This is a genomic window from Olsenella urininfantis, from assembly GCF_900155635.1.
Lineage (GTDB): Bacteria > Actinomycetota > Coriobacteriia > Coriobacteriales > Atopobiaceae > Olsenella_G > Olsenella_G urininfantis.
This window is the reverse complement of the sequence record NZ_LT732540.1, coordinates 487,500-506,341: the sequence shown is the minus strand read 5'-3', so window position 1 is coordinate 506,341 and position 18,842 is coordinate 487,500. Positions and strand designations below refer to the sequence as shown.

The following is an 18,842-nucleotide window of genomic DNA, read 5'->3' as shown; positions in this document are numbered from 1 at the left end:
GTAGCGCACAGGGCGAACAACAATTGGCGGCTAGCGCTCGCAGGCCCCGCCCAGCCGCCCCAGTACCAGGCGGTATCCGCCCTCGGGCCCATTCAGGCACTTGGAGACGCGGCTCACCGTGGTGGACGAGGCGCCCGTTGCCGCAGAGACCTCAACGTAGGACGAGCCCGACCTCAGGAGGCCCGCGACCTCAAGACGCTGCGCCAGGTCCATGATCTCTCGCCTGCTGCAGAGGTCCAGGAGAAACGCGCGTGCCTCTGACGGGTCCCCAAGCTGGCACACCGCCTCAAAAAGACGCTCGACGCCAGGAGTTGCCAGCTCGTCGTCCCTCTCCTCAGGCATGCAAGGCTCCTCTCGAATGCGCCGCGCGAACGATGGTTTTCATAAGACTTTATCGCATTAAAGCAGCGCGGGACGCAGGGGCGGGACAACTCCCGAAAATGGGTATCCTCCCCTAGAGCGAGTCATTCGAAGAAGGAGTCAGCATGGGCTTCATGGGTAGTTGGTTCGTCACGTCCGTCGCCTGCGCCGCGGCGATCTGGCTGGTACCGGGCATACAGTCCGTGGGCGGCAGCTGGGCCGGGCCCATCTTCTGCGCGCTGGCGCTCGCCTTCGTCAACGCCATCATCAAGCCCGTCGCACAGTTCTTCGCCTTTCCGCTCACCCTGTTGAGCCTGGGCATATTCCAGCTGGTAATCAATGCCTTCATGCTCGAGCTGGCCAGCAGCCTCTCCCGCAACGTGTTCCACGCGGGCATCTACATCGAGTCGTTCGGCGCGGCGGTCATGGGCGCCATCGTGATGTCACTTGCCGGCATGCTCGTCAGTGGCGTCACCGGCATCGCCAGGTGACAGGGAGCCACCAGCCTGGGACAACAGCTGGCCCTTCCTGAGGACGGCCGCCTGCTGCGCCACCGCCTCGCCCACCTCCGCCACACGATGGGCGGCCGCCGCAAGGGCGCCCGCCACCTGTTCTCCCGCTGAGTTGCGATAGGCCTCCATGGTCTGCGAGGCAAGGCGCCCCACCAGCTCGCGGCTCTCGGGGCTTGCTGTGGCGGCCGCCCTCAGCACCTGCTGTATCCCAGGGGCCGAGAGGACCTCGGCGAAGGTGGTGGCGCCACCTGCCGCCAGCACGTCGAAGAGCTCGCCGACGAAGTCCGAGCGCCTCTCGAGGTCTATGCTCGCCACCCACTGGGCAATCGCCTCGTCCACCAGCTCGGCCTCGCGGGCCAGTCCGTCCGCCAACGCAAAGCCGGCTGGGCCCAACTGCCAGGTCATGGGGTCATGCTGCTGCATGCCCGAGGCGCTGCTCTTCACATAGCAGCGCGGCTCGGCTGGGTCGCTGAGGAGCATGCCTATGATGCTATGCTCGGGGCAGACCTGCCTGAAGCGCTCCCCGAGTGCCGCGCGCGCGGAGAGGGGGGCCACCTCGGGGGCGATACCGGGCCCATCGAAGCTGTACGCCAACCTGATGCGACCTCTCAGCTCTTCCGGGCAGCCCACCGCGGCGAATGCGACAAGGTTGCCGCCCTTGGAGTGACCACCCAGATAGGCATGTGCGCCGTCTTGCAAGCTCCTGAGCGTATCGGCGCAGTAGCTGGCAGCCTGGCGCTGCGCCTCGGTCACCACGAAGCTCATCATGAAGTCCTCGCGCCAACCCACGAGAGTGGAATCCGTACCCCTGAACGAGACAAATACATCACCTGAGGGCAGGACGATCTGGAGGGCCGCGAACTGCAGCGAGCGCTCCACGTCTATCACGTCCACATAGCCGCGCAGCACGCAGTCGCCGAAGCGGCGGGAGCAGCCCAGCTGACGTAGATAGTTGGCATCTAGCGTGGCGAGCGAGCGCACATAGGAAGAGAGATCCTCGCCCGCAAGGGCGAGCAGGCCGGACGCAGCGGCGGCAAGGCTCAGGCCTCCTTCCCCAGGGCCAGGTACGATGCCACCGAAGTCCAGGTAGCTCAGGCAGGAGAGTATGAGCGCGTCGATGTCGCCCAGAGCCCTCTCCTCGAAGGAAAGGTCTCCTCGCCAAAGCAGGTAATCGGCCATGTTTGCCATTGCTGGCCCCCTCCGCGTGCATTGCTTGATGCCTCTTCGAGTCTACACCATCGACTTCCCGCGCAAAGCATGAGATACTTCCTGCTAGCCAACCTTGCCCATCCGACCTGGTGGGAAGGGCTAGGCATGAGAAAATTCTCCTCTCACTCCAAGCAACAACTCTGGGAAGCATTTGAGCAAAGCGAAGCCCAGAAAACCTGTCTTGTGGCTAGCAGCCGCCCACAATACAGGCAGCTCCTACGGCTCCTTAAGCACGGAGAAGTTCTGATGCCGCTCAGCTCCCTCTTCGTACGTGAGGCTTACTGGCAGAACTTGAACCCATTAGAGCGTCACCTTCACCTTTTGCGCGGTCTGTCGACCTTGCATCCAAGCTGGGTGTTCTATGGGGTATCGGCCGCTGCAGTGCATGGGCTCTGGGTTTCATACGGCTTGCTTGACCGCATTCATACGGCTTCGAGGAATGTGTCGCACGGCCACGATTCCGAATGCCATGCCAGACACCACCTCTCCTCACGAGAACAAATTACCAAGATAGATGGAGTGCGCGTAACGACACTGGACTGGACGGTATTTGACTGCATGAGGATGCTGAGCTTCTCGGAAGGCCTGCCCATTGCAGACTCCTGGTTGAGGCGAAGCGGGCAGACCCGCGAGGCGCTCCTGAACCTAGTGAGATCACTAGGAGCATTCAAAGGTGCAAAGCAGGCACGCATAACCGCCTCATTAGCCGATGGGAGAAGCGAAAACGGCGGCGAGTCGATCGCGCGCGCAGCCATCATAGAGCTAGGGTACCGAATCCCCGAGCTACAGGTGAGAAAGGTTGACCCACTTGAACCAAACCACTGCTTCTACCTTGATTTTTACTGGGTGCGCAATGACGGGAGTGAAGTTGCCGGAGAACTGGACGGTAAACAGAAATACGAGAGCGAGAAGTACCTTGAAGGTCGCACCCCAGAAGGGAAGCGCCAAGAGGAACGCCAGCGCGAGTCTCGACTCAACCTTTCTGGATTGACGGTAGTGCGCTTCTCGTTTCGCGATGTCATCCAACAGGCACGCCTGGACAAGATACTGGATGCCTACAGGGTTCCTTGGGCAGATAGGCCCATTCGCACTGCGCCATAGTGAAGGCACCAGAAGGGCAAAATGTATGGGATGATCTGAATGCTTGCCCAGATCATCCCATACCGTAGTTTTAGTACCACTTTTTAAGTTACCTATATAGTAAAAGTGGTACTAAAACTACGGTATGGCTATCACTGGAAACATGAAGAAAGAAATAATACATTTATATGCATAAATGGAGGAAACGATGGGTAGGAGCGGAAAGGCGGGGCCCACGCTGGCGCAGCGGGAGCGCGCGCTGGGCCCGCTCTCGCTTGGGAGCTTCCTGGCGGCCACGCTTACCTGCGCCTGGACGTTGATCGCGTTGGCACATGCCGGCACCTCACCCGCCGAGCTTGCTGCCGCAACCCTGCTCAGCGCGCTGCCGCTGCTTTCCAACGCCCTCTACCTCGCTGGCCATGAGGGCGCAAGCATCGGCATGATCCCGCCAGCCCTGTTCTCGCTCATTCCGATGTCCACGCTGGCCTGCCACCACGAGGGGCTCCCGCAGGTGCTGCGAGTGTTCGCAGGCGGCACGGCGCTGTTGCTGGCCTGCTTCTTCGTGCTCTTCTGCATCTGGTTCCTGAGGATGAGGGGTGCCTATGCCAACGCACCGAGCCTAGCGGGGGACGCCGCGCTCATGGTGCTTGGCGCCACGGTGCGAGACGGACGTCCCTCCCCCACGCTCCAGACTCGCCTCGACGTTGCCGCACGGCTCCTTCGAGAGGCCCCGCTGCGGCAGGTGGTGGTGAGCGGGGCCGGCGAGGCCGAGGCAATGGCACGCTATCTTGAGGAGGATGGCATAGAGCCCGCGCGCATCATCCGCGAGGAGGAGGCGCTCAACACGCGCGAGAACATCGCCCTCTCGCTCGAGGCCCTGCGCAGGCATGGGGCGCACACCACGCAGATGGCCGTGGTCTCGAACGACTACCATCTCTGGCGCGCTCGCGACCACGGCCGAAAGCTTGGCGTGGAACTCGTATGCGTGGCCGCAAGGACGCCACGTTCGGGGCTTCTGCAGCAGTGGTGCCGAGAGGTGCTCACCATCCTCTTCGGCGGCAACTAGAGCAGGTTCTCCTCCCACTCCTGCTCGCGGAAGCCCAGCAGCACCAGCTCGCTTCCGTCAGGCCTCTTCCCCACCACCACGGGACGCTTCACCAGCTTGCCGTCCGTGGCCAAAAGCTCATGGCACTCCTCGTCCGTCATGCCCGCATCGAGCTTGGCCTTGACGCCCAGCTCGCGGTAGAGGACGCCGCTGGTGTTGAAGAAGCGCCTGATGGGCAGCCCGCTTGCCTTGTGCCAGCGCGCAAGCTCGGCGAGCGTGGGCCTCTCGAGCGTGATGTCTCGCGCCTCGAACGCCACGCCATGCTCCCTCAGCCAGGCGAGCGCGCGCCTGCAGGTGGAGCACTTCGGATAGTGGATGACGATCAGGTTCTGGGCTGACATGCTTCCTCCTAGGCCTCGAGCCTCTCGGCCAGCAGCTTGTTGAAGAGCTTGGGGTTGCCCGAGCCCTTGGCGGCCTTCATGCACTGGCCCACCAGGAATCCCAGGACCTTCCTGTTGCCGTCGCGGTACTGCTGCACCTGGTCCGTGCAGCGGCCCAGCACCTCGTCCACGATGGGCTCGAGCGCGCCCGCATCGCTCACCTGGCGCATGCCGCGCTCGTCCACCATGGCGACGGGGTCGGCGTCACTGCCGTCCACGAGGTCGAGCACCTCTCGGGCCTGCGCGAAGGTGATGGAGTCCTCGGCGAGAAGCCCTGCCAGGCCACGCACCTGCGCAGGCTGAAGGCATGCGTGGCCCGGTACCAGGTTCACCATGACGTTGGCGATGGTGGGCGCAAGACCCGTTTCCGCCCCGTCGAGCACGTCCTCGAAGAACGACGCTATGGCAGGGTCTGCCGCCAGGATCGCGGCGTCCTTGCGCTTGAGGGAAAGCTCGGCCACGTAGCGGTCGCGCTTGGCATCCGGCAGCTCGGGGATGCGAGCGCGGCACTCCTCCACGAACGCGTCCGAGAGCTCGAAGGGGGCAAGGTCTGGGTCCGGGAAGAGGCGGTAGTCGTCCGCGGTCTCCTTGACGCGCATGACCACCGTGCGCCTGCGCGCCGGCTCCCAGTGGCGCGTCTCCTGGTAGATGATGCCACCCTCCTCGAGCGCCTCCGCCTGGCGGCAGATCTCGTACTCGAGGGCGTCGTGCAGGCTCTTGAAGGAGTTGATGTTCTTCATCTCGGTCTTGGTGCCCAGGGCAGACTCCCCTCGCCTCCTCAGCGAGATGTTGCCGTCGCAGCGCATGGAGCCGTTCTCGAGGGAGCAGTCTGAGATGCCCAGCGTGCGGAAGGTCTGCTGCAGCTTCTCCATGAAGAGGCGCGCCTCCTCGGGCGTGCGCAGGTCGGGCTCGGTAACCAGCTCGATGAGGGGCGTGCCGCAGCGGTTGTAGTCCACGAGCGACTCCGTTGCCGCGGTGATGCGGCCCTCCTCGCCGCCCACGTGCACCAGCTTGGCCGCGTCCTCCTCCATGTGGATCCGCAGGATGCGGATGGGTGCCACGTAGGAGCCGTCCTGCGCGCGCGAGAGGGGCGTCTTGCCGTCCCCGGCAACGTCCTCCCACTCCGGGCGCTCCCTCGCCCCCGCCGCCTCAACCTCAAGGTCGAGATATCCGTGCATGCAGAAGGCAACCGGGCCCTGCGTGGTCTGGAAGTTCTTGGTCATGTCCGGGTAGAAGTAGTGCTTGCGGTAGAACATGGAGCGCCGCATGATCTGGCAGTTGGTGGCAAGCCCCGCCATCACGATGGACTGGATGGCCTTGCGGTTGGGCACGGGAAGCGCACCCGGCATGCCCAGGCAGACCGGGCACACGTTGGTGTTGGGCTCGTCGTCATGGCTCAGGCGGCAGTTGCAGAACATCTTGGTCTCGAGCGTGGTGAGCTCGGTGTGCACCTCGAGGCCGATGACGGCCTCCCAGTCCCTCAGGACCTCCTCGAGCCTCCTCATCAGAGCTCACCTCCCCTCTTGGCAAACCCGGGCGCCACGGGAGCACCCGCACCCAGGCCGCGGCCCAGATCAAGGCCGCGCTCCAGCGCACGCGCAAACGAGAGCAGCGATTGGTCCTTGAAGGCAGGCCCCTGCAGCTGCGCCGAGAGGGGCATGCAGGAGTCCGGCCCCAGCCCCAGCGGCACCGAGATGCCACAGTTGCCCGCGATGTTGTTGGAGATCGTGAACATGTCCGAGGCGTACATCTGCGTGGGGTCGCTCATCTCGCCGAACTTGAAGGCGCAGCGCGGCACGCAGGGCATGAGGATGACGTCGCAGCTCCCCCACGCGCGCAGGTAGTCCTGGGTAATGAGGGTCCGCACCTGCTGAGCGGGATAGTAGTACTTGTCGTAGCTGCCGCTCGAGAGCAGGTAGGCGCCCAGGAGCTGGCGACGCTTCGCCTCCTCGCCGAAGCCGTGCGCACGGCTCCTGGCGGTCTGCTCGTCCAGAGTCGCACAGCCCGGCTCCTGGTAGCCGTAGCGCACCCCGTCGAAGCGCGCCAGGTTGGAGAATGCCTCGCAGGGGGCGATCACGTAATAGGCCGCGATGGCGCTGGCGATGTGGGGAAGCTCCACCTCGACAAGCTGGGCCCCCTGGTCCTCAAGGACGCGCTCGGCCAGGCGGATGCCGTCCTTGACCTCGTCGCTCAGGCCCTCCATCTCCATGAGCTGCGGAACCACGCCCACGCGCCTTCCCTCGACCGGGGCCTCGAGCGCCGAGAGGAAGCCTGCCTCACAGGCCTGGGAGCTGGCGTCGAAGGGATCGGCCCCACCGGAGACCAGCGCGTCCATGGCAAGGGCCACGTCCCCTACGCTGCGCCCGAAGGGGCCTACCTGGTCGAGCGAGGAGCCGAAGGCCACCACGCCGCAGCGGCTCACCACGCCGTAGCTGGGCTTCATGCCCACCACACCGCAGAAGCTTGCGGGCTGGCGGATGGACCCACCCGTGTCCGAACCCAGGCAGAGCGTCGCCTCTCCGGCGGCCACCGCGGCGGCGGACCCGCCGGAGGAGCCTCCGGGGACGCGCGTGGTGTCCCAGGGGTTGTTGCTGCGATGGAAGGCGCTGGACTCGGTGGACGAGCCAAACGCGAACTCGTCCATGTTGGTCTTTCCCACGGGCGTCACGCCCGCGGCCAGCATGCGCCCCACGCAGGTTGCGGTGAAGTTCGACTCGTAGTTCTCGAGCATGCGGCTGGCGCAGGTGGTCCGCGTCCCCAGCAGCTGCATGTTGTCCTTGAAGCCGCAGGGCACGCCGGCAAGGGGGCCCAGCTCCTCCCCCCTGAGGCGAGCCGCATCGGTCGCGCGGGCAACATTCAGTGCCAACTCGTTGCTGACCTGCAGGAACGCGGCCACCTCACCTTCACGCTGGTCAATGGCGTCAAGGGCGGCGCGGGCCACTTCCTCGGCCGAGAAGGCGCCCTCGCGCACCCCGACGGCTATCTCCGCAGCCGAGAGCTCGTCCAGGCTAGACATCAGCGATCACCCCCCTCACCCAGGATCGACGGCACCCGGAAGTAGCGCTCGCGCGCGCTGCCCGCGTTTTTCAGTGCCTCCCCGAGGGAGAGGCCGCGCCCGTACGCCCCCGCACGGTCCTCTCGCATCACGTTGGAGAGGTCGCCTATGGGATGGAAGGTGGGCTCGACGCCCCCCAGGTCAAAGTGGCGGATAGGCTCTAGCAGCTCCACGGCACCGTTCAGGTAGCCGAGCATCTGCTCGAGCTCGTCATCGCTCAGTGCGATCCGGGCGTAGTCGGCAATGCCGGCAACGTCTTCCTTGCTTAGGGACATGAGGCCTCCCGCACGCGCATAGGGCCCGGACATCGCCGGGCATTTGCTTCAGGAGGACATTCTAAGCCAGAAGCGGCAGGCGGCGCGCCGCAGGAGGCGCTAGTCCTCCTCGTCCAGGCGCTGGAGCATGGAGCAGAGCGCCGCGGCGCTGTTGAAGTTCTCGGGCCTGATCTCCTTGGCGGGGATGGCGATGTCAAACTCCTCGTCCACCGCGCTCACGATGGAGATGATGTCAAAGGAGTCCAGGATGCGGGCATCCACCAGTTCGCTGGCGGCAGAGAAGTCCACGTCGTCCTTGATGTCCGAGAGAAGGTCGATGACCGCGTCCAGGGTGATTTCGTCCATGTCGTTCCTCCGTTGTTCGGGTGGTTGGGGCGCCCCTTACGGGCGCGGGGCAGGAAGGCCCAGGTTGATGGCACTGGAGGCCATGCGGTCGCGCACCAGGCGCACGTTGCCGTCCTCGTCCCTGAGCACCACGCGCGGAAGCTCCCGGCTCAGGAAGAGGTACATGGCCTCGGTGACCGAGTAAGCGCCTATGTTGTCGAAGCAGAGCACGTCGTCCATGGCCAGGCTGGCGTCGAGCTCACGCACCAGCACGTCGGCTGTGGTGCAGAGGCTGCCGCAGAGGCACCAGGGGCCGTCCTGGGCGCAGCGCTCGGCCGTGGCAGCCAACCGGCGCAGGCGTGGCAGCTTCATGCCCATTATCTGGCCCAGGTAGCTCACATGGTTCACGCCGCCGTCCACGAAGGCGTAGGAGATGTCGCCACAGCGCTTGAGGTCCACGACGCGCGTGAGGTAGTGCCCGCACTCGCTGGCTAAGAAGCGGCCCATCTCCACGGTGAGCTCCACGCGCCGGGCCAGCTCCCGCAGGTCCGCGGCCAGCTCGCGGGCAGGGGCCAGGGTGTCCGAGAAGTCCTCCCCCTCGAAGTAGGGCACGGCGAGGCCGGGACCGTACTCCAGGCGCCGCGCGCACCAGCCGCAGTCACGCTCCAGGTCGTCCAGGAGCTGGCCCAGCATGGCGAGTTCCGCGCGCTGGCGCTTGAGCTTGCGCCTCTGGGTGCCCACGAAGTAGTGGACGCCCACCAGCTCGACTCCGGCGAGCCCCTCTCGGCGGGCCACCGCCGCGACGAGGTCCTCCCGAGACATGCCGAACTGGCTGCCGCCATTGAGCCGCAGCAGCAGGGGCACGCGCACGCCGGCACGCTCCGCGCAGCGGTTCACCAGCTCGAGCTGCAGGGGCGACTCGGCCGTGAAGCATCCCGCGCCGAAGGCAAGGGCCTCCCGCACGTCCTCCTCCCGCTTGCAGACCCCCGAGTAGATCACGCGACCGGCATCGACGCCCAGGCGCTCGCAGATGTCCAGCTCACCCGGGCTACAGACCTCCAGCTTGAGGCCCTCGTCCGCCGCGGCGGACACCAGGAAGGGGTTGGCCTTGATGGAGTAGCAGAGCCCCACCTCAGGGCCAAGGAGCTCTGACACCTCCCGCAGGCGGGTGCGGAAAGACTTCAGGTCGAAAACGTAGCTGGGCGTGCCGAAGCGCTCGGCAAGCTGGGAAAGCTCCCTCTCGTCCATTGGACCCCCTAAACCTGGGGCCTGCGCTCCAGGCAGGCGTCCCAGTTGTCGTAGCTCTCGAAGTCCGCCTCCACGCCCTCGCCCTCGTCCAGCGCTCGGAGCTCGCGGGCCAGCACCGTGCTGAACTTCTCGGCACCACCGAAGTTGAGGTGCTCGAAGTCACCGTAGTCATCAGCCTCGAGGCTCATGAGCTCCGGCCGGATTATGTTGAAGTCCATGAAGAGCGCGCCGCTGTCACGCACGACCTCTGCCGCCTGACCCATGACCTGCACGTAGGAGCCTCCAAACGAGCGCAGGTCGAAGGCGGGGTGCGGCGTTGCCACCACCACCAGCTGCACGTTGCGCGCGCGACAGAGCTCGCAGATGCGCCTGAGCTGGCGCAGGCACTCGCGACGTGCCTGGGGATGCCCATACACCCCCACCGACGTGCGGCTGTCGTCGGCCTCGAGCGTGCGCTCGTGGTTTCCGTACCCGCGGCCCAGGTAGCGCCAGTCGGGCGTGGTGCGCTCTGCGGAGAGGGCTATGTCCTCTCCCGTCAGACGGGCGCGCAGGTTGTCCGCGATGGCGGAGGGAGTCTTCACCGGCGTGAACACCCAGGGCGAGAGCAGGTCCAAAGACGCGCGCCCTCCCAGGGCAGAGGGGCTCAGGGCAAGCCTCAGCATGGCCTTCGAGAGGCCCAAGGGGTCGCCGTCGTTGCGGGCCATGGCGAAGCTCGCGCGAGATGCGACATCGTCCCCGGTGCTGAGGCTTTCGACGCCCAGCCCCAGGATGATGCGCCGCGCGCCCTTCTCGTCTATGGCCGCGCGCGTGGCCTCGAAGCTGTCCGAGAGCGTCTGGCCCGGCGTGGCCAGGCTCACCGTGCTGGTGCCCAGGCGGGCGTCCAGCACGTTGGGGTCGATGCCGCGCTGGGCATAGGAGGAGCCCACCACCACGCAGTCGAGCCTCTCGGCCGCGCGAAAGTCCCTCCACGCAACGCCCGAGAGGGTGCCGTACGCGCCCAAGGCAAAGCCCGCGACGGCATTGACGAGCATGGCGAAGAGCACGGCGGCAAGCGCCACCATCAGTCGGCGGCGCAGGCTGCGGCACGCCGCGGCCCCATTGGCGCAGCGGCCCTGGGCCACCGGGTTGCTGTCGCTAGTAGTTGGCATACATGAAACCCCCTCCCACATGCAGGACCGATGTGGCCACCACAAGCAGCCCCACGAAGGCATAGAGAGCCCAGCGCAACGGCAGGGGCCAGGCAAGCAGGCGCGTGCGAACCTGGTGACCACGCTCCTGGCAGAGGCTCACGCAGAAGACCGCCACCGCCATGGCCACGGCCAGCAGGATCTGGGCGTGCTCGGCTCGGGAGAGGAGAGCGGAGCTCCAGAGCCTTGGCAGCTCCGCCGCACCAAAGGAGAGGACGCTGCTTCGCAGCAGGGCCAGGCTCAAGGAGAAGCTCTCCACGCGGTCGAAGTACCATCCAACGTTCACCACGAGGAAGGTGCGAATCACGCTGGCCACGTGCCATCCGCGCGAGCGCGAATCGATGCCAAGGCGCTGCGCTGCGGCCGAGAAGGCCGGCTTGAGGAGATCTGCCAGGGCGATGACCAGGCCGTTGTAGAGGCCCCAGACGATGAAGTGCGCCTGGGCGCCGTGCCAGGCGCCCACGATGAGAAAGACGAGGATGTTTGCCAGGCAGGCGGGCAGGGTGCGGCCCAGGTGCTCTCCCGCACGGCCGGCGCGCTTGCCCAGCGCGCGCAGGGGGCGCGTGAGGGCCACGGGATAGAAGACGTAGTCGCGCATCCACTGGCCAAGGGAGATGTGCCAGCGGCGCCAGAAGTCCGCAAGCGAGGTGGCGAAGTACGGGCGGCGGAAGTTGGGGGCCATCTGAATGCCCAAAAGCTCCGAGATGCCCTCCACCATGTCGATGCCGCCGGAGAAGTCGCCGTACTGCTGGGCGGAGTACATCAGGATGGCGAGCACCGCCCAGGAGCCGGGCATCGCCGCGGCGTCCGGAGCGTCGAGCAGCCGGGAGATGGGCCCCACCAGGAGGTCTGCCATCAGGAACTTCTTGAGCATGCCATAGCCGATGAGCGGCAGGGCGCGGCGGGCGCGCTGGGTGTCCCAGGCGTGGTAGGCCAGGAGCTGCGGCGCCAGCTCCGCATGACGGTTGATGGGGCCCTGGATCATCTGCGGGAAGTAGGTCACGAAGAGCAGATGGCGCAGGAAGTTCGTCTCCGCCTCGTCGCTGCCGCGGTAGACGTCCAGCAGGTACGAGACGGACTGGAAGGTGTAGAAGGAGATGCCCAGGGGCAGCAGCAGGCCCAGGCTGCGAGGGGAGGACGCCTGACCCAGCTGGTAGAGGATCACGTTCCAGTACTTGAGCTGCGCCAGGACGCCAAAGGCCATGAGCAGGCCCAGCAGCATGACCGCCTGCTTGCGCCGCTGCCAGCGGGCCTTCGCCCGCTTGCGCGCCGCACGGTCGTCGCATGCCTCGCGCTCGGCGGCGCAAAGCCTGTCCATGTGCTTGAGCGCCAAAGGGACCAGCCAGGTGACCACGGCGCAGAACAGCACGTAGACCAGGGTCTGCCACGATCCCGCCAGACAGTAGTAGCAGAGGCTGCCCAGCAGCAGGACCACCCACTGGCCACGACCAAGCAGACGGCCCGTTGCGTAGTAGGCGGCGAGGAGAGCCAGCATGAAGACGACGAACCCAAGCGAGTAGAGACTCACCTCGTGCAGCTCCCTTTCCTGGTGCGGGCGATGGCCGATGACATTACAACGTTATCGAGCCTAGCAGACGCCAGAATTCGCGCGGCGCCTCTCGCCTGCCCTCCATGCGCTCCTCTCGCAGCTGAAAGCCAACAGAAATCCCCACAGGAAAAATTTTCCTGTGGCTTCTCCACAACTCAACTGGGCGTATGTAGGCAAGGCCCTCAGGGAATTATTTTCTGAGGCCTTCCAACACAGGGCGCAGCGCCGGCGAGAGGTCGTGCACTCTCAGACGCTTTTTGCAAAAGGAGCAGCCCGCTCCGTCCGCAAACGCACGGTCTTTCGCACGCAGGCAGTGGGCGCGCATGACCTACAATCGGGCACGGACCTCAAACGCAAGGAGCGCAGATGTACCGCATCGTGGCAAGCGACATGGACGAGACCTTCCTCGCGCACGACCACACGATTCCGCAGGCAAACGTCGATGCCATCCGTCGGCTGCGCGCGATGGGCTGCCTCTTCGTCCCCGCGTCGGGGCGCCCCTACGGCTCGGTGATGGAGTCTCTCGCCGCGCTGCCACCCGAGCTCATGGACGGTTCCTACGTCATCTCGTACAACGGCGCCTGCATCAACCGTGCCGGCGAGGACGAGCCGCTCTTCTCAACCACCATGGCGCACCAGACGGCACAGAGGCTCTTTGACTATGGTCGTTGGCTGGGGCTTTGCGTGCACGCCTACGAGCTCTCGGGAAGGATCTGGATCTTCGGCATGCCGGCCGAAGAGCGCGGGTACCTCGAGGGACACGTCGCCTTCGAGGAGTCCGACGAGAGGAGCCTGGACTTCCTCGCAGGCACCCCGCTGGTGAAGGTCCTCTACTGCCTGCCCAACGGCGACTCCCGCCTCCACCAGGTGCTGGCAAAGATGCCCGAGGAGGTCCTCGCCGGCGTGAGCCCGACCTTCTCGAGCGGCCGCTACCTGGAGCTCAACTGCGCGGGCGTGGACAAGGCAGCGGGGCTCGACCGGCTCGCCGAGCTCCTGGGGTGCTCGCTGGACGAGACCATCGCCTGCGGAGACGCACCCAACGACCTGGGGATGGTTGCCGCGGCAGGCATGGGTGTCGCGGTCTCGAACGCAACCGGCGAGCTCAAGGCCGCGGCAGGCTACGTGACGGCCTCCTCCAACGAGGACGGTTTCCTGGCAGAGGTGGCCGAGAGGATCGTGGCGCCCGCGAATCAGGCATAGCGCATCGGCGAGCTACCCCCGACGCCTCTCGACAACAGCTGCGAGGCCCTTAGGAAAAAAACTTCCTGAGGGCCTCTCTCGCAAACGCCCAGTTGAGTTATGGAGAAGCCACAGGAAAATTTTTCCTGTGGGGATTTCCGCCGGACTTCAGCCGCATGGGGGCGGACGAGTGGGGCGCGATGGGTGGGGCAGGAGAAACGCAAGTTTCCTCTCTTCCGCGTTGATTGCCGCGCGAACGTGGGGGTAAAATACCTCTCCGTTAGTAGGATTTCAGCCTGGGGGCGGAGGAGGGTCCGCAGCCAGGCCCAATTGAGGGGGACCAACACATGGCAGACCAACTGCTAAGCATCTCGGGCCTCTCGGCAGGCACCGAGGACAAGCCCATCCTGCACGACATCAACCTGAGCGTCGGCGCAGGCGAGACGCACGTGCTCATGGGGCCGAACGGTGCCGGCAAGTCCACGCTCGGTCACGTGATCATGGGTGACGCCTCCTACCAGGTGACCAGCGGGTCCATAGTCTTCGACGGCCAGGACGTCACCGCGCAGGCGGCCGACAGGCGTTCGCTCGCCGGCATCTTCCTCTCGTACCAGGCGCCCGTAGAGGTGCCGGGCGTGCCCCTGTACAGCTTCCTGCGCACCATCTGCCAGATGCGCCCCGAGCTCAAGACCAGCGCGCGCAAGTTCCGCGAGCGCATCGCCCGGATCTCCGACCAGCTCGACCTCGACGAGAGTTTCCTCACGCGCGAGCTCAACGTGGGCTTCTCCGGCGGAGAGAAGAAGAAGATCGAGATGCTGCAGCTCCTGCTGCTTCGCCCCAAGCTGGCCATCCTGGACGAGACGGACTCCGGCCTGGACGTGGACGCCCTGGCCGTGGTCTCGCGCGGGATCGAGGCGTACCGCGCGGACTGCGACGGCGCGCTGCTCGTGATCACCCATAACACCCGCATCCTCGAGCGCCTGAGCGTGGACCACGCGCACGTGATGGTCAAGGGCCGGCTGGTGGCAGAGGGCCCCGCCTCCCTCATCGACGAGATCGACGCCCAGGGCTTCGGCCGCTTCGAGGGCGCGGGCGAGAAGGCCGAGGCCTAGCGTGAGCGAGACAACCACCCCCGAGCTGGACGAGAGGGGCCGCAGCAAGGTTGCGGACGTCGACCGCTCGCTGTATGACTTCAAGAAGCCCGAGGAGGGCTACGAGCGCTACGGCGACGGCCTCACGCCGGACATCGTGCGCGCCATCAGCGCCAAGAAGGACGAGCCCGCCTGGATGCTGGAGATGCGCCTGAAGGCCCTCGAGGTCTACCACGAGCGCGCCATGTCCCCCAACTGGGGACCGGACATCTCCGGCCTGGACCTGGACCACATCTCCACCTACGTGAGCCCCCAGACCAAGCAGGCCCAGAGCTGGGACGAGGTCCCCGAGGACATCAAGGACACCTTCGAGCGCCTGGGCATCCCCGCCGCCGAGCGCGAGAGCCTGGCCGGCGTGGGCGCCCAGTACGACTCTGAGATCGTCTACCACAACATGCGCGAGGAGGTGGCCAAGCAGGGCGTGGTGTACACCACCATCGAGGACGCCCTGCACGACCCCAAGTGGGAGCCGGTGGTCCACGAGTACTTCGGCACCCTCATCCCCATGCGCGACCACAAGTTTGCAGCCCTGCACTACGCGGTGTGGTCCGGCGGCTCCTTCGTCTACGTGCCCGCAGGCATCCGCCTGGACTACCCCCTGCAGAGCTACTTCCGGCTGAACGCATCGGGCGCGGGCCAGTTCGAGCACACCCTCATCGTGGTGGAGCCCGGGGCAGACCTGCACTTCATCGAGGGCTGCTCGGCTCCCAAGTACTTCGAGGCCAACCTCCATGCCGGCGCCGTGGAGCTCTTCGTGAAGGACGGTGCGCGCCTGCGCTACTCCACCATAGAGAACTGGTCCAAGAACATGTACAACCTCAACACCAAGCGCGCCACGGTGGGGGCGGGCTCCAAGATGGAGTGGGTCTCGGGCTCCTTCGGCAGCCACGTGAGCTACCTCTACCCCACCACCATCCTGCAGGGCGCGCGCAGCACCTGCGAGTTCACCGGCATCACCTTCGCCGGCGCCACGCAGGACCTGGACACCGGCTGCAAGGTGATCCTGAACGGCGCTGACACCACGGCGTCGATCGACACCAAGTCCATCTCCAAGGACGGCGGCATCAACACCTTCCGCAGCTCCGTGGTCATAGGACGCCACGCCGAGAGGGCCCGTGCCAGCGTCAGCTGCCAGTCGCTCATGCTCGACGACATCAGCCGCTCGGACACCATCCCCGCCATGGACGTGCGCTGCGGCAGCGCATCGGTGGGACACGAGGCCACCATCGGCCGCATCAGCGACGACACCGTGCTCTACCTCATGAGCCGCGGCTGCTCGGAGGCCGAGGCGCGCTCCATGGTGGTCAACGGGTTTGCCAGCCCCGTCTCGAAGGAGCTCCCGCTGGAGTACGCCGTCGAGATGAACAACCTCATCAAGCTCGAGATGGAAGGGGCGATCGGATAATGGCAGCGCAAACGCTCACGGGCGTCAACGTCCCTCCCGCCCAGACCTGGAACTACCTGCGCATCAACGACATCAGCCTCGAGCTGCCGACCGTGGTCTCCAAGGGCACCGTCCCCTCCCGCCTTCCCCGCCTCTTCTCCCAGATGGAGTGCGGCCTGGGCAAGGAGGCCGTGTCCTGGATAGAGGCATCCGCCGGTGACGCCCGCTACGTGGAGGTTCCGCGCGGCACCACCTTCGAGGAGCCCATCCTGGTGGACGTGGCCAGCGATGGCGGGGAGGTGCACGACCTGGGGGTGCTGCTGCGCGAGGGCGCAAGCGCCACCGTGGTGGTTGCCGCCCGCGGCACGGGCACCGGCGCGGCCGCAAGCTCCGCGGCGCTCGTGCGCGTCATCGTCGAGAGGGGCGCGCACCTCAAGGTGGTCGAAATCCTCTCGGTGGGAGACGGTAACCAGCACCTGGAGGGTCTGGGCATCCAGGCGGACGATGACAGCAGCGTGGAGATCCGCCAGTACGCCCTGGGAGGGGCACGGCGCGCCGTGGGCCTTGCCGTCGACCTCGCCGGCAAGGGCGCGAGCCTCAGGCTGGACTCCCGCTACCTGGTGGGCGGCCACGACCTCCTGGACATCAACCACGTGGTCAGGCAGCGCGGGCGCAACACCCGCTGCGACATAGTCACCCAGGGGCTGCTGGAAGACGCGGCCCACAAGACCCTGCGAGAGACCATAGACCTCGTCCACGGTGCAAAGGGCGCAAAGGGCAACGAGGTGGAGACGGTGCTGGTGGCTGGTGACGAGGTGGTCAACAAGACCCTGCCCGTCATCCTCTGCGACGAGGACGACGTGGCCGGAAACCACGGCGCGTCCATCGGCTCCGTGAGTCCCGAGCAGCTGGCCTACCTGGCCGGGCGCGGGCTCTCGGAGGACGAGGCCACCAAGCTCTTCGCCCGCGCCATCCTGGACGACGCCGCCATCCATGCGCCGGAAGGAGTCTCGCTCGCCTGCGCCCTGGAGCGCGCCGAGCAGGTCCTGGGCGCCGAGATAGCGCACGATGCGGCTGACACCCTTGGCCTAGAACCAACCAACAGCGAGGACGAGGAGGCCAGCGCCTGATGCTGAGAGAGAGCCAGCTGGCAGAGATTGCCCAGAACCCCTACCGCCAGGACTTCCCCCTTCTGGCACAGCACTCAGAGATCTGCTTCTTGGACAGCGCCGCCACCGCGCAGCGCCCCGAGGCGGTGCTCGCGGCCGAGCGCAGCTTCTACGAGAACATGAACGCCAACCCCCTGCGCGGCCTCTATCGCCTCTCCGTGGAGGCAACCGAGGCCATCGAGGACGCCCGGGCCCACATCGCCCGCTTCATCGGCGCCGTTGACGAGGCCGGGCAGGCCCGCTCGGACGAGGTGGTCTTCACCCGCAACGCCTCCGAGTCCCTCAACATCGTGGCCAGCTCCCTGGGCCAGGCCGTGCTTGAGCCCGGCGACGAGGTGGTCATCTCCATCATGGAGCACCACTCCAACCTCATCCCCTGGCAGCAGGTATGCGCCAGAACGGGGGCAAAGCTCATCTACCTGCGCCCCAACGAGGACTTCCGCATCACGGGCGAGGAGCTCGAGGCCAAGATCGGCCCCAGGGCGAAGATCGTCTCGGTAACCCAGGTCTCCAACGTCCTGGGCGTGGAGAACGACATAGCGGCCATCGCCCGGCGCGCCCATGAAATGGGTGCCTACGTGGTGGTGGACGGCGCCCAGAGCACGCCCCACATCAAGGTGGACGTGCGGCAGATGGGCTGCGACCTTCTGGCCTTCAGCGCCCACAAGCTGGGAGGCCCCATGGGCATAGGCGTGCTCTGGGGCAAGGCCGATATCCTAGACATGATGCCCCCCTTCCTCACCGGCGGCGAGATGATCGACTCCGTGACCGAGGACGGGGCCGTCTGGGCTCCCGTGCCCCAGAAGTTCGAGGCCGGCACCCAGGACGCGGCGGGCGCCTACGCCTTCGACGCAGACCTCACGTACCTGGACGGCCTGGGCATGGAGGCGGTGGAGAGGCGCGAGCGCCTGCTGGCCGAGTACCTCTGCGACAGCCTGGCGGCCCTCGACTTCATCGACATCATCGGCCCGCGCGAGGGCGCGCGCCACATTGGGGCCGTGGCCTTCAACGTGCACGGCGTGCACCCGCACGACGTCGCCTCCATCCTGGACGCCAGCAACATCTGCATCCGCGCGGGGCACCACTGCGCGCAGCCGCTGCTTGCCTGGCTGGACGTGGAGAATGGCAGCACCTGCCGTGCCAGCGTGGCCTTCTACAACGACAAGAGCGATGTCGACAGGCTCGTCGAGGGCCTTAAGACGGTTTGGACGGTGTTTCATGGCTAGCGCCGCGGCCGGCGTCACCGGCCTCTACAACCCCGAGTTCATGGACCACGTCCAGCACCCGGACTACAAGTACCCCATGGAGGACGCGACCCTCTCGCTTGAGGGCGTGAACCCCTCCTGCGGAGACGAGCTGACCTTCTCCGTGCGCCTGGACAGTGAGGGACGCATCGAGGAGGCCTCCTACCAGGGGCAGGGATGCGCCATCTCACAGGCGTCCGCGGACATGATGAGCGACCTCATGGTGGAGAAGACCCCAGAGGAGGCGCTGGAGCTCTGCCGGCTCTTCGGGCGCATGGTGCGCGGCGAGGAGACGGACGAGGAGGTCCTGGGGCAGCTGGGAGACGCGGCCATGCTCAAGGACATCTCGCACATGCCCGCACGCGTGAAGTGCGCCGAGCTTGCCTGGAGGACCCTGAGCGAGATGCTCGAGGGCCGAGAAGGGGCGTAGG

The 18,842-nt window shown here is 66.1% G+C and carries 19 protein-coding genes; 9 read left to right on the top strand and 10 right to left on the bottom strand.

The genetic code is table 11. The features are described from left to right. Nucleotides 1-30: 30 nt before the first annotated feature. Nucleotides 31-342, bottom strand: a complete 312-nt coding sequence (locus tag CZ375_RS02280; RefSeq protein ID WP_077597699.1) for a YerC/YecD family TrpR-related protein — start codon at nt 340-342, stop codon at nt 31-33. Between the two features lie 143 nt (nt 343-485). Here CZ375_RS02280 and CZ375_RS02275 point away from each other — a divergent pair, with 143 nt between their 5' ends. Beyond that, entirely contained in the window at nt 486-851 is a 366-nt protein-coding gene (locus CZ375_RS02275) for a phage holin family protein (RefSeq protein ID WP_077597698.1), read from the top strand. Here CZ375_RS02275 and CZ375_RS02270 read toward each other — a convergent pair. Next, complete coding sequence (locus CZ375_RS02270; protein ID WP_077597697.1) at nt 804-2,060, bottom strand: Mbeg1-like protein; 1,257 nt, start codon at nt 2,058-2,060, stop codon at nt 804-806. The genes CZ375_RS02275 and CZ375_RS02270 overlap by 48 nt on opposite strands. 126 nt (nt 2,061-2,186) lie before the next feature. Between CZ375_RS02270 and CZ375_RS02265 the strand changes: the two genes are divergently transcribed. Further along, nucleotides 2,187-3,182 carry a hypothetical protein gene (locus CZ375_RS02265; RefSeq protein WP_143803055.1) on the top strand — a complete coding sequence of 332 codons (996 nt, stop codon included), beginning with the start codon at nt 2,187-2,189 and terminating at the stop codon, nt 3,180-3,182. A gap of 187 nt (nt 3,183-3,369) precedes the next feature. Next, entirely contained in the window at nt 3,370-4,227 is an 858-nt protein-coding gene (locus CZ375_RS02260; RefSeq protein ID WP_159438341.1) for a YdcF family protein, read from the top strand. On the opposite strand, the gene CZ375_RS02255 is transcribed toward CZ375_RS02260, so the two are convergent. The 8 genes from CZ375_RS02255 to CZ375_RS02220 all read right to left on the bottom strand — a co-directional run bounded on the left by CZ375_RS02255 (nt 4,224) and on the right by CZ375_RS02220 (nt 12,263). After that, entirely contained in the window at nt 4,224-4,607 is a 384-nt protein-coding gene (locus tag CZ375_RS02255) for an arsenate reductase family protein (protein ID WP_077597694.1), read from the bottom strand. The two genes, CZ375_RS02260 and CZ375_RS02255, sit on opposite strands and share 4 nt — an antisense overlap. An 8-nt stretch (nt 4,608-4,615) precedes the next feature. Beyond that, complete coding sequence (gene gatB, locus CZ375_RS02250) at nt 4,616-6,151, bottom strand: Asp-tRNA(Asn)/Glu-tRNA(Gln) amidotransferase subunit GatB (protein WP_077597693.1); 1,536 nt, start codon at nt 6,149-6,151, stop codon at nt 4,616-4,618. Next, nucleotides 6,151-7,662 carry an Asp-tRNA(Asn)/Glu-tRNA(Gln) amidotransferase subunit GatA gene (gene gatA / locus CZ375_RS02245; RefSeq protein WP_077597692.1) on the bottom strand — a complete coding sequence of 504 codons (1,512 nt, stop codon included), beginning with the start codon at nt 7,660-7,662 and terminating at the stop codon, nt 6,151-6,153. Before gatA ends, gatB begins: the two co-directional genes overlap by 1 nt. Next, nucleotides 7,662-7,976, bottom strand: coding sequence for an Asp-tRNA(Asn)/Glu-tRNA(Gln) amidotransferase subunit GatC (gene gatC, locus CZ375_RS02240; RefSeq protein WP_077598725.1), 315 nt, complete (start codon nt 7,974-7,976; stop codon nt 7,662-7,664). The genes gatA and gatC overlap by 1 nt, the downstream gene beginning before the upstream one ends. Nucleotides 7,977-8,075: 99 nt before the next feature. Continuing rightward, nucleotides 8,076-8,321 (bottom strand): acyl carrier protein, encoded by a 246-nt coding sequence (locus tag CZ375_RS02235; protein ID WP_077597691.1) that lies wholly within the window; start codon nt 8,319-8,321, stop codon nt 8,076-8,078. A 36-nt stretch (nt 8,322-8,357) separates the two neighbouring features. After that, on the bottom strand, nt 8,358-9,548 hold the full coding sequence (locus tag CZ375_RS02230; RefSeq protein ID WP_077597690.1) for a diaminopimelate decarboxylase family protein: 1,191 nt from the start codon (nt 9,546-9,548) through the stop codon (nt 8,358-8,360). 8 nt (nt 9,549-9,556) lie between these two features. Continuing rightward, nucleotides 9,557-10,696 carry a hypothetical protein gene (locus CZ375_RS02225; protein WP_143803054.1) on the bottom strand — a complete coding sequence of 380 codons (1,140 nt, stop codon included), beginning with the start codon at nt 10,694-10,696 and terminating at the stop codon, nt 9,557-9,559. Beyond that, nucleotides 10,683-12,263, bottom strand: a complete 1,581-nt coding sequence (locus CZ375_RS02220) for an MBOAT family O-acyltransferase (RefSeq protein WP_077597688.1) — start codon at nt 12,261-12,263, stop codon at nt 10,683-10,685. Before CZ375_RS02220 ends, CZ375_RS02225 begins: the two co-directional genes overlap by 14 nt. 387 nt (nt 12,264-12,650) lie before the next feature. On the opposite strand from CZ375_RS02220, the gene CZ375_RS02215 reads away from it, so the two are divergent. From CZ375_RS02215 to sufU, 6 genes are all read left to right on the top strand, one after another. Continuing rightward, nucleotides 12,651-13,484, top strand: a complete 834-nt coding sequence (locus CZ375_RS02215; RefSeq protein WP_077597687.1) for a Cof-type HAD-IIB family hydrolase — start codon at nt 12,651-12,653, stop codon at nt 13,482-13,484. 326 nt (nt 13,485-13,810) lie between these two features. Continuing rightward, nucleotides 13,811-14,575, top strand: a complete 765-nt coding sequence (gene sufC / locus CZ375_RS02210; protein ID WP_077597686.1) for a Fe-S cluster assembly ATPase SufC — start codon at nt 13,811-13,813, stop codon at nt 14,573-14,575. 25 nt (nt 14,576-14,600) lie between these two features. Continuing rightward, nucleotides 14,601-16,019 carry a Fe-S cluster assembly protein SufB gene (gene sufB / locus CZ375_RS02205; RefSeq protein ID WP_077598724.1) on the top strand — a complete coding sequence of 473 codons (1,419 nt, stop codon included), beginning with the start codon at nt 14,601-14,603 and terminating at the stop codon, nt 16,017-16,019. Further along, nucleotides 16,019-17,128: a SufB/SufD family protein gene (locus CZ375_RS02200; protein ID WP_077597685.1), complete on the top strand. Its 1,110-nt coding sequence runs from the start codon at nt 16,019-16,021 to the stop codon at nt 17,126-17,128. Before sufB ends, CZ375_RS02200 begins: the two co-directional genes overlap by 1 nt. Continuing rightward, nucleotides 17,128-18,393: an aminotransferase class V-fold PLP-dependent enzyme gene (locus CZ375_RS02195; RefSeq protein WP_077597684.1), complete on the top strand. Its 1,266-nt coding sequence runs from the start codon at nt 17,128-17,130 to the stop codon at nt 18,391-18,393. The genes CZ375_RS02200 and CZ375_RS02195 overlap by 1 nt, the downstream gene beginning before the upstream one ends. After that, nucleotides 18,386-18,841, top strand: coding sequence for a Fe-S cluster assembly sulfur transfer protein SufU (gene sufU, locus CZ375_RS02190; RefSeq protein WP_077597683.1), 456 nt, complete (start codon nt 18,386-18,388; stop codon nt 18,839-18,841). Before CZ375_RS02195 ends, sufU begins: the two co-directional genes overlap by 8 nt. Nucleotide 18,842: the final 1 nt, after the last annotated feature.

Coding starts and splice junctions, on each gene's coding strand:
- CZ375_RS02280 (WP_077597699.1), bottom strand. CDS start 342: ATGCCTGAGGAGAGGGACGACGAGCTGGCAACTCCTGGCGTCGAGCGT.
- CZ375_RS02275 (WP_077597698.1), top strand. CDS start 486: ATGGGCTTCATGGGTAGTTGGTTCGTCACGTCCGTCGCCTGCGCCGCG.
- CZ375_RS02270 (WP_077597697.1), bottom strand. CDS start 2,060: ATGGCAAACATGGCCGATTACCTGCTTTGGCGAGGAGACCTTTCCTTC.
- CZ375_RS02265 (WP_143803055.1), top strand. CDS start 2,187: ATGAGAAAATTCTCCTCTCACTCCAAGCAACAACTCTGGGAAGCATTT.
- CZ375_RS02260 (WP_159438341.1), top strand. CDS start 3,370: ATGGGTAGGAGCGGAAAGGCGGGGCCCACGCTGGCGCAGCGGGAGCGC.
- CZ375_RS02255 (WP_077597694.1), bottom strand. CDS start 4,607: ATGTCAGCCCAGAACCTGATCGTCATCCACTATCCGAAGTGCTCCACC.
- gatB (WP_077597693.1), bottom strand. CDS start 6,151: ATGAGGAGGCTCGAGGAGGTCCTGAGGGACTGGGAGGCCGTCATCGGC.
- gatA (WP_077597692.1), bottom strand. CDS start 7,662: ATGTCTAGCCTGGACGAGCTCTCGGCTGCGGAGATAGCCGTCGGGGTG.
- gatC (WP_077598725.1), bottom strand. CDS start 7,976: ATGTCCCTAAGCAAGGAAGACGTTGCCGGCATTGCCGACTACGCCCGG.
- CZ375_RS02235 (WP_077597691.1), bottom strand. CDS start 8,321: ATGGACGAAATCACCCTGGACGCGGTCATCGACCTTCTCTCGGACATC.
- CZ375_RS02230 (WP_077597690.1), bottom strand. CDS start 9,548: ATGGACGAGAGGGAGCTTTCCCAGCTTGCCGAGCGCTTCGGCACGCCC.
- CZ375_RS02225 (WP_143803054.1), bottom strand. CDS start 10,696: ATGCCAACTACTAGCGACAGCAACCCGGTGGCCCAGGGCCGCTGCGCC.
- CZ375_RS02215 (WP_077597687.1), top strand. CDS start 12,651: ATGTACCGCATCGTGGCAAGCGACATGGACGAGACCTTCCTCGCGCAC.
- sufC (WP_077597686.1), top strand. CDS start 13,811: ATGGCAGACCAACTGCTAAGCATCTCGGGCCTCTCGGCAGGCACCGAG.
- CZ375_RS02200 (WP_077597685.1), top strand. CDS start 16,019: ATGGCAGCGCAAACGCTCACGGGCGTCAACGTCCCTCCCGCCCAGACC.
- CZ375_RS02195 (WP_077597684.1), top strand. CDS start 17,128: ATGCTGAGAGAGAGCCAGCTGGCAGAGATTGCCCAGAACCCCTACCGC.
- sufU (WP_077597683.1), top strand. CDS start 18,386: ATGGCTAGCGCCGCGGCCGGCGTCACCGGCCTCTACAACCCCGAGTTC.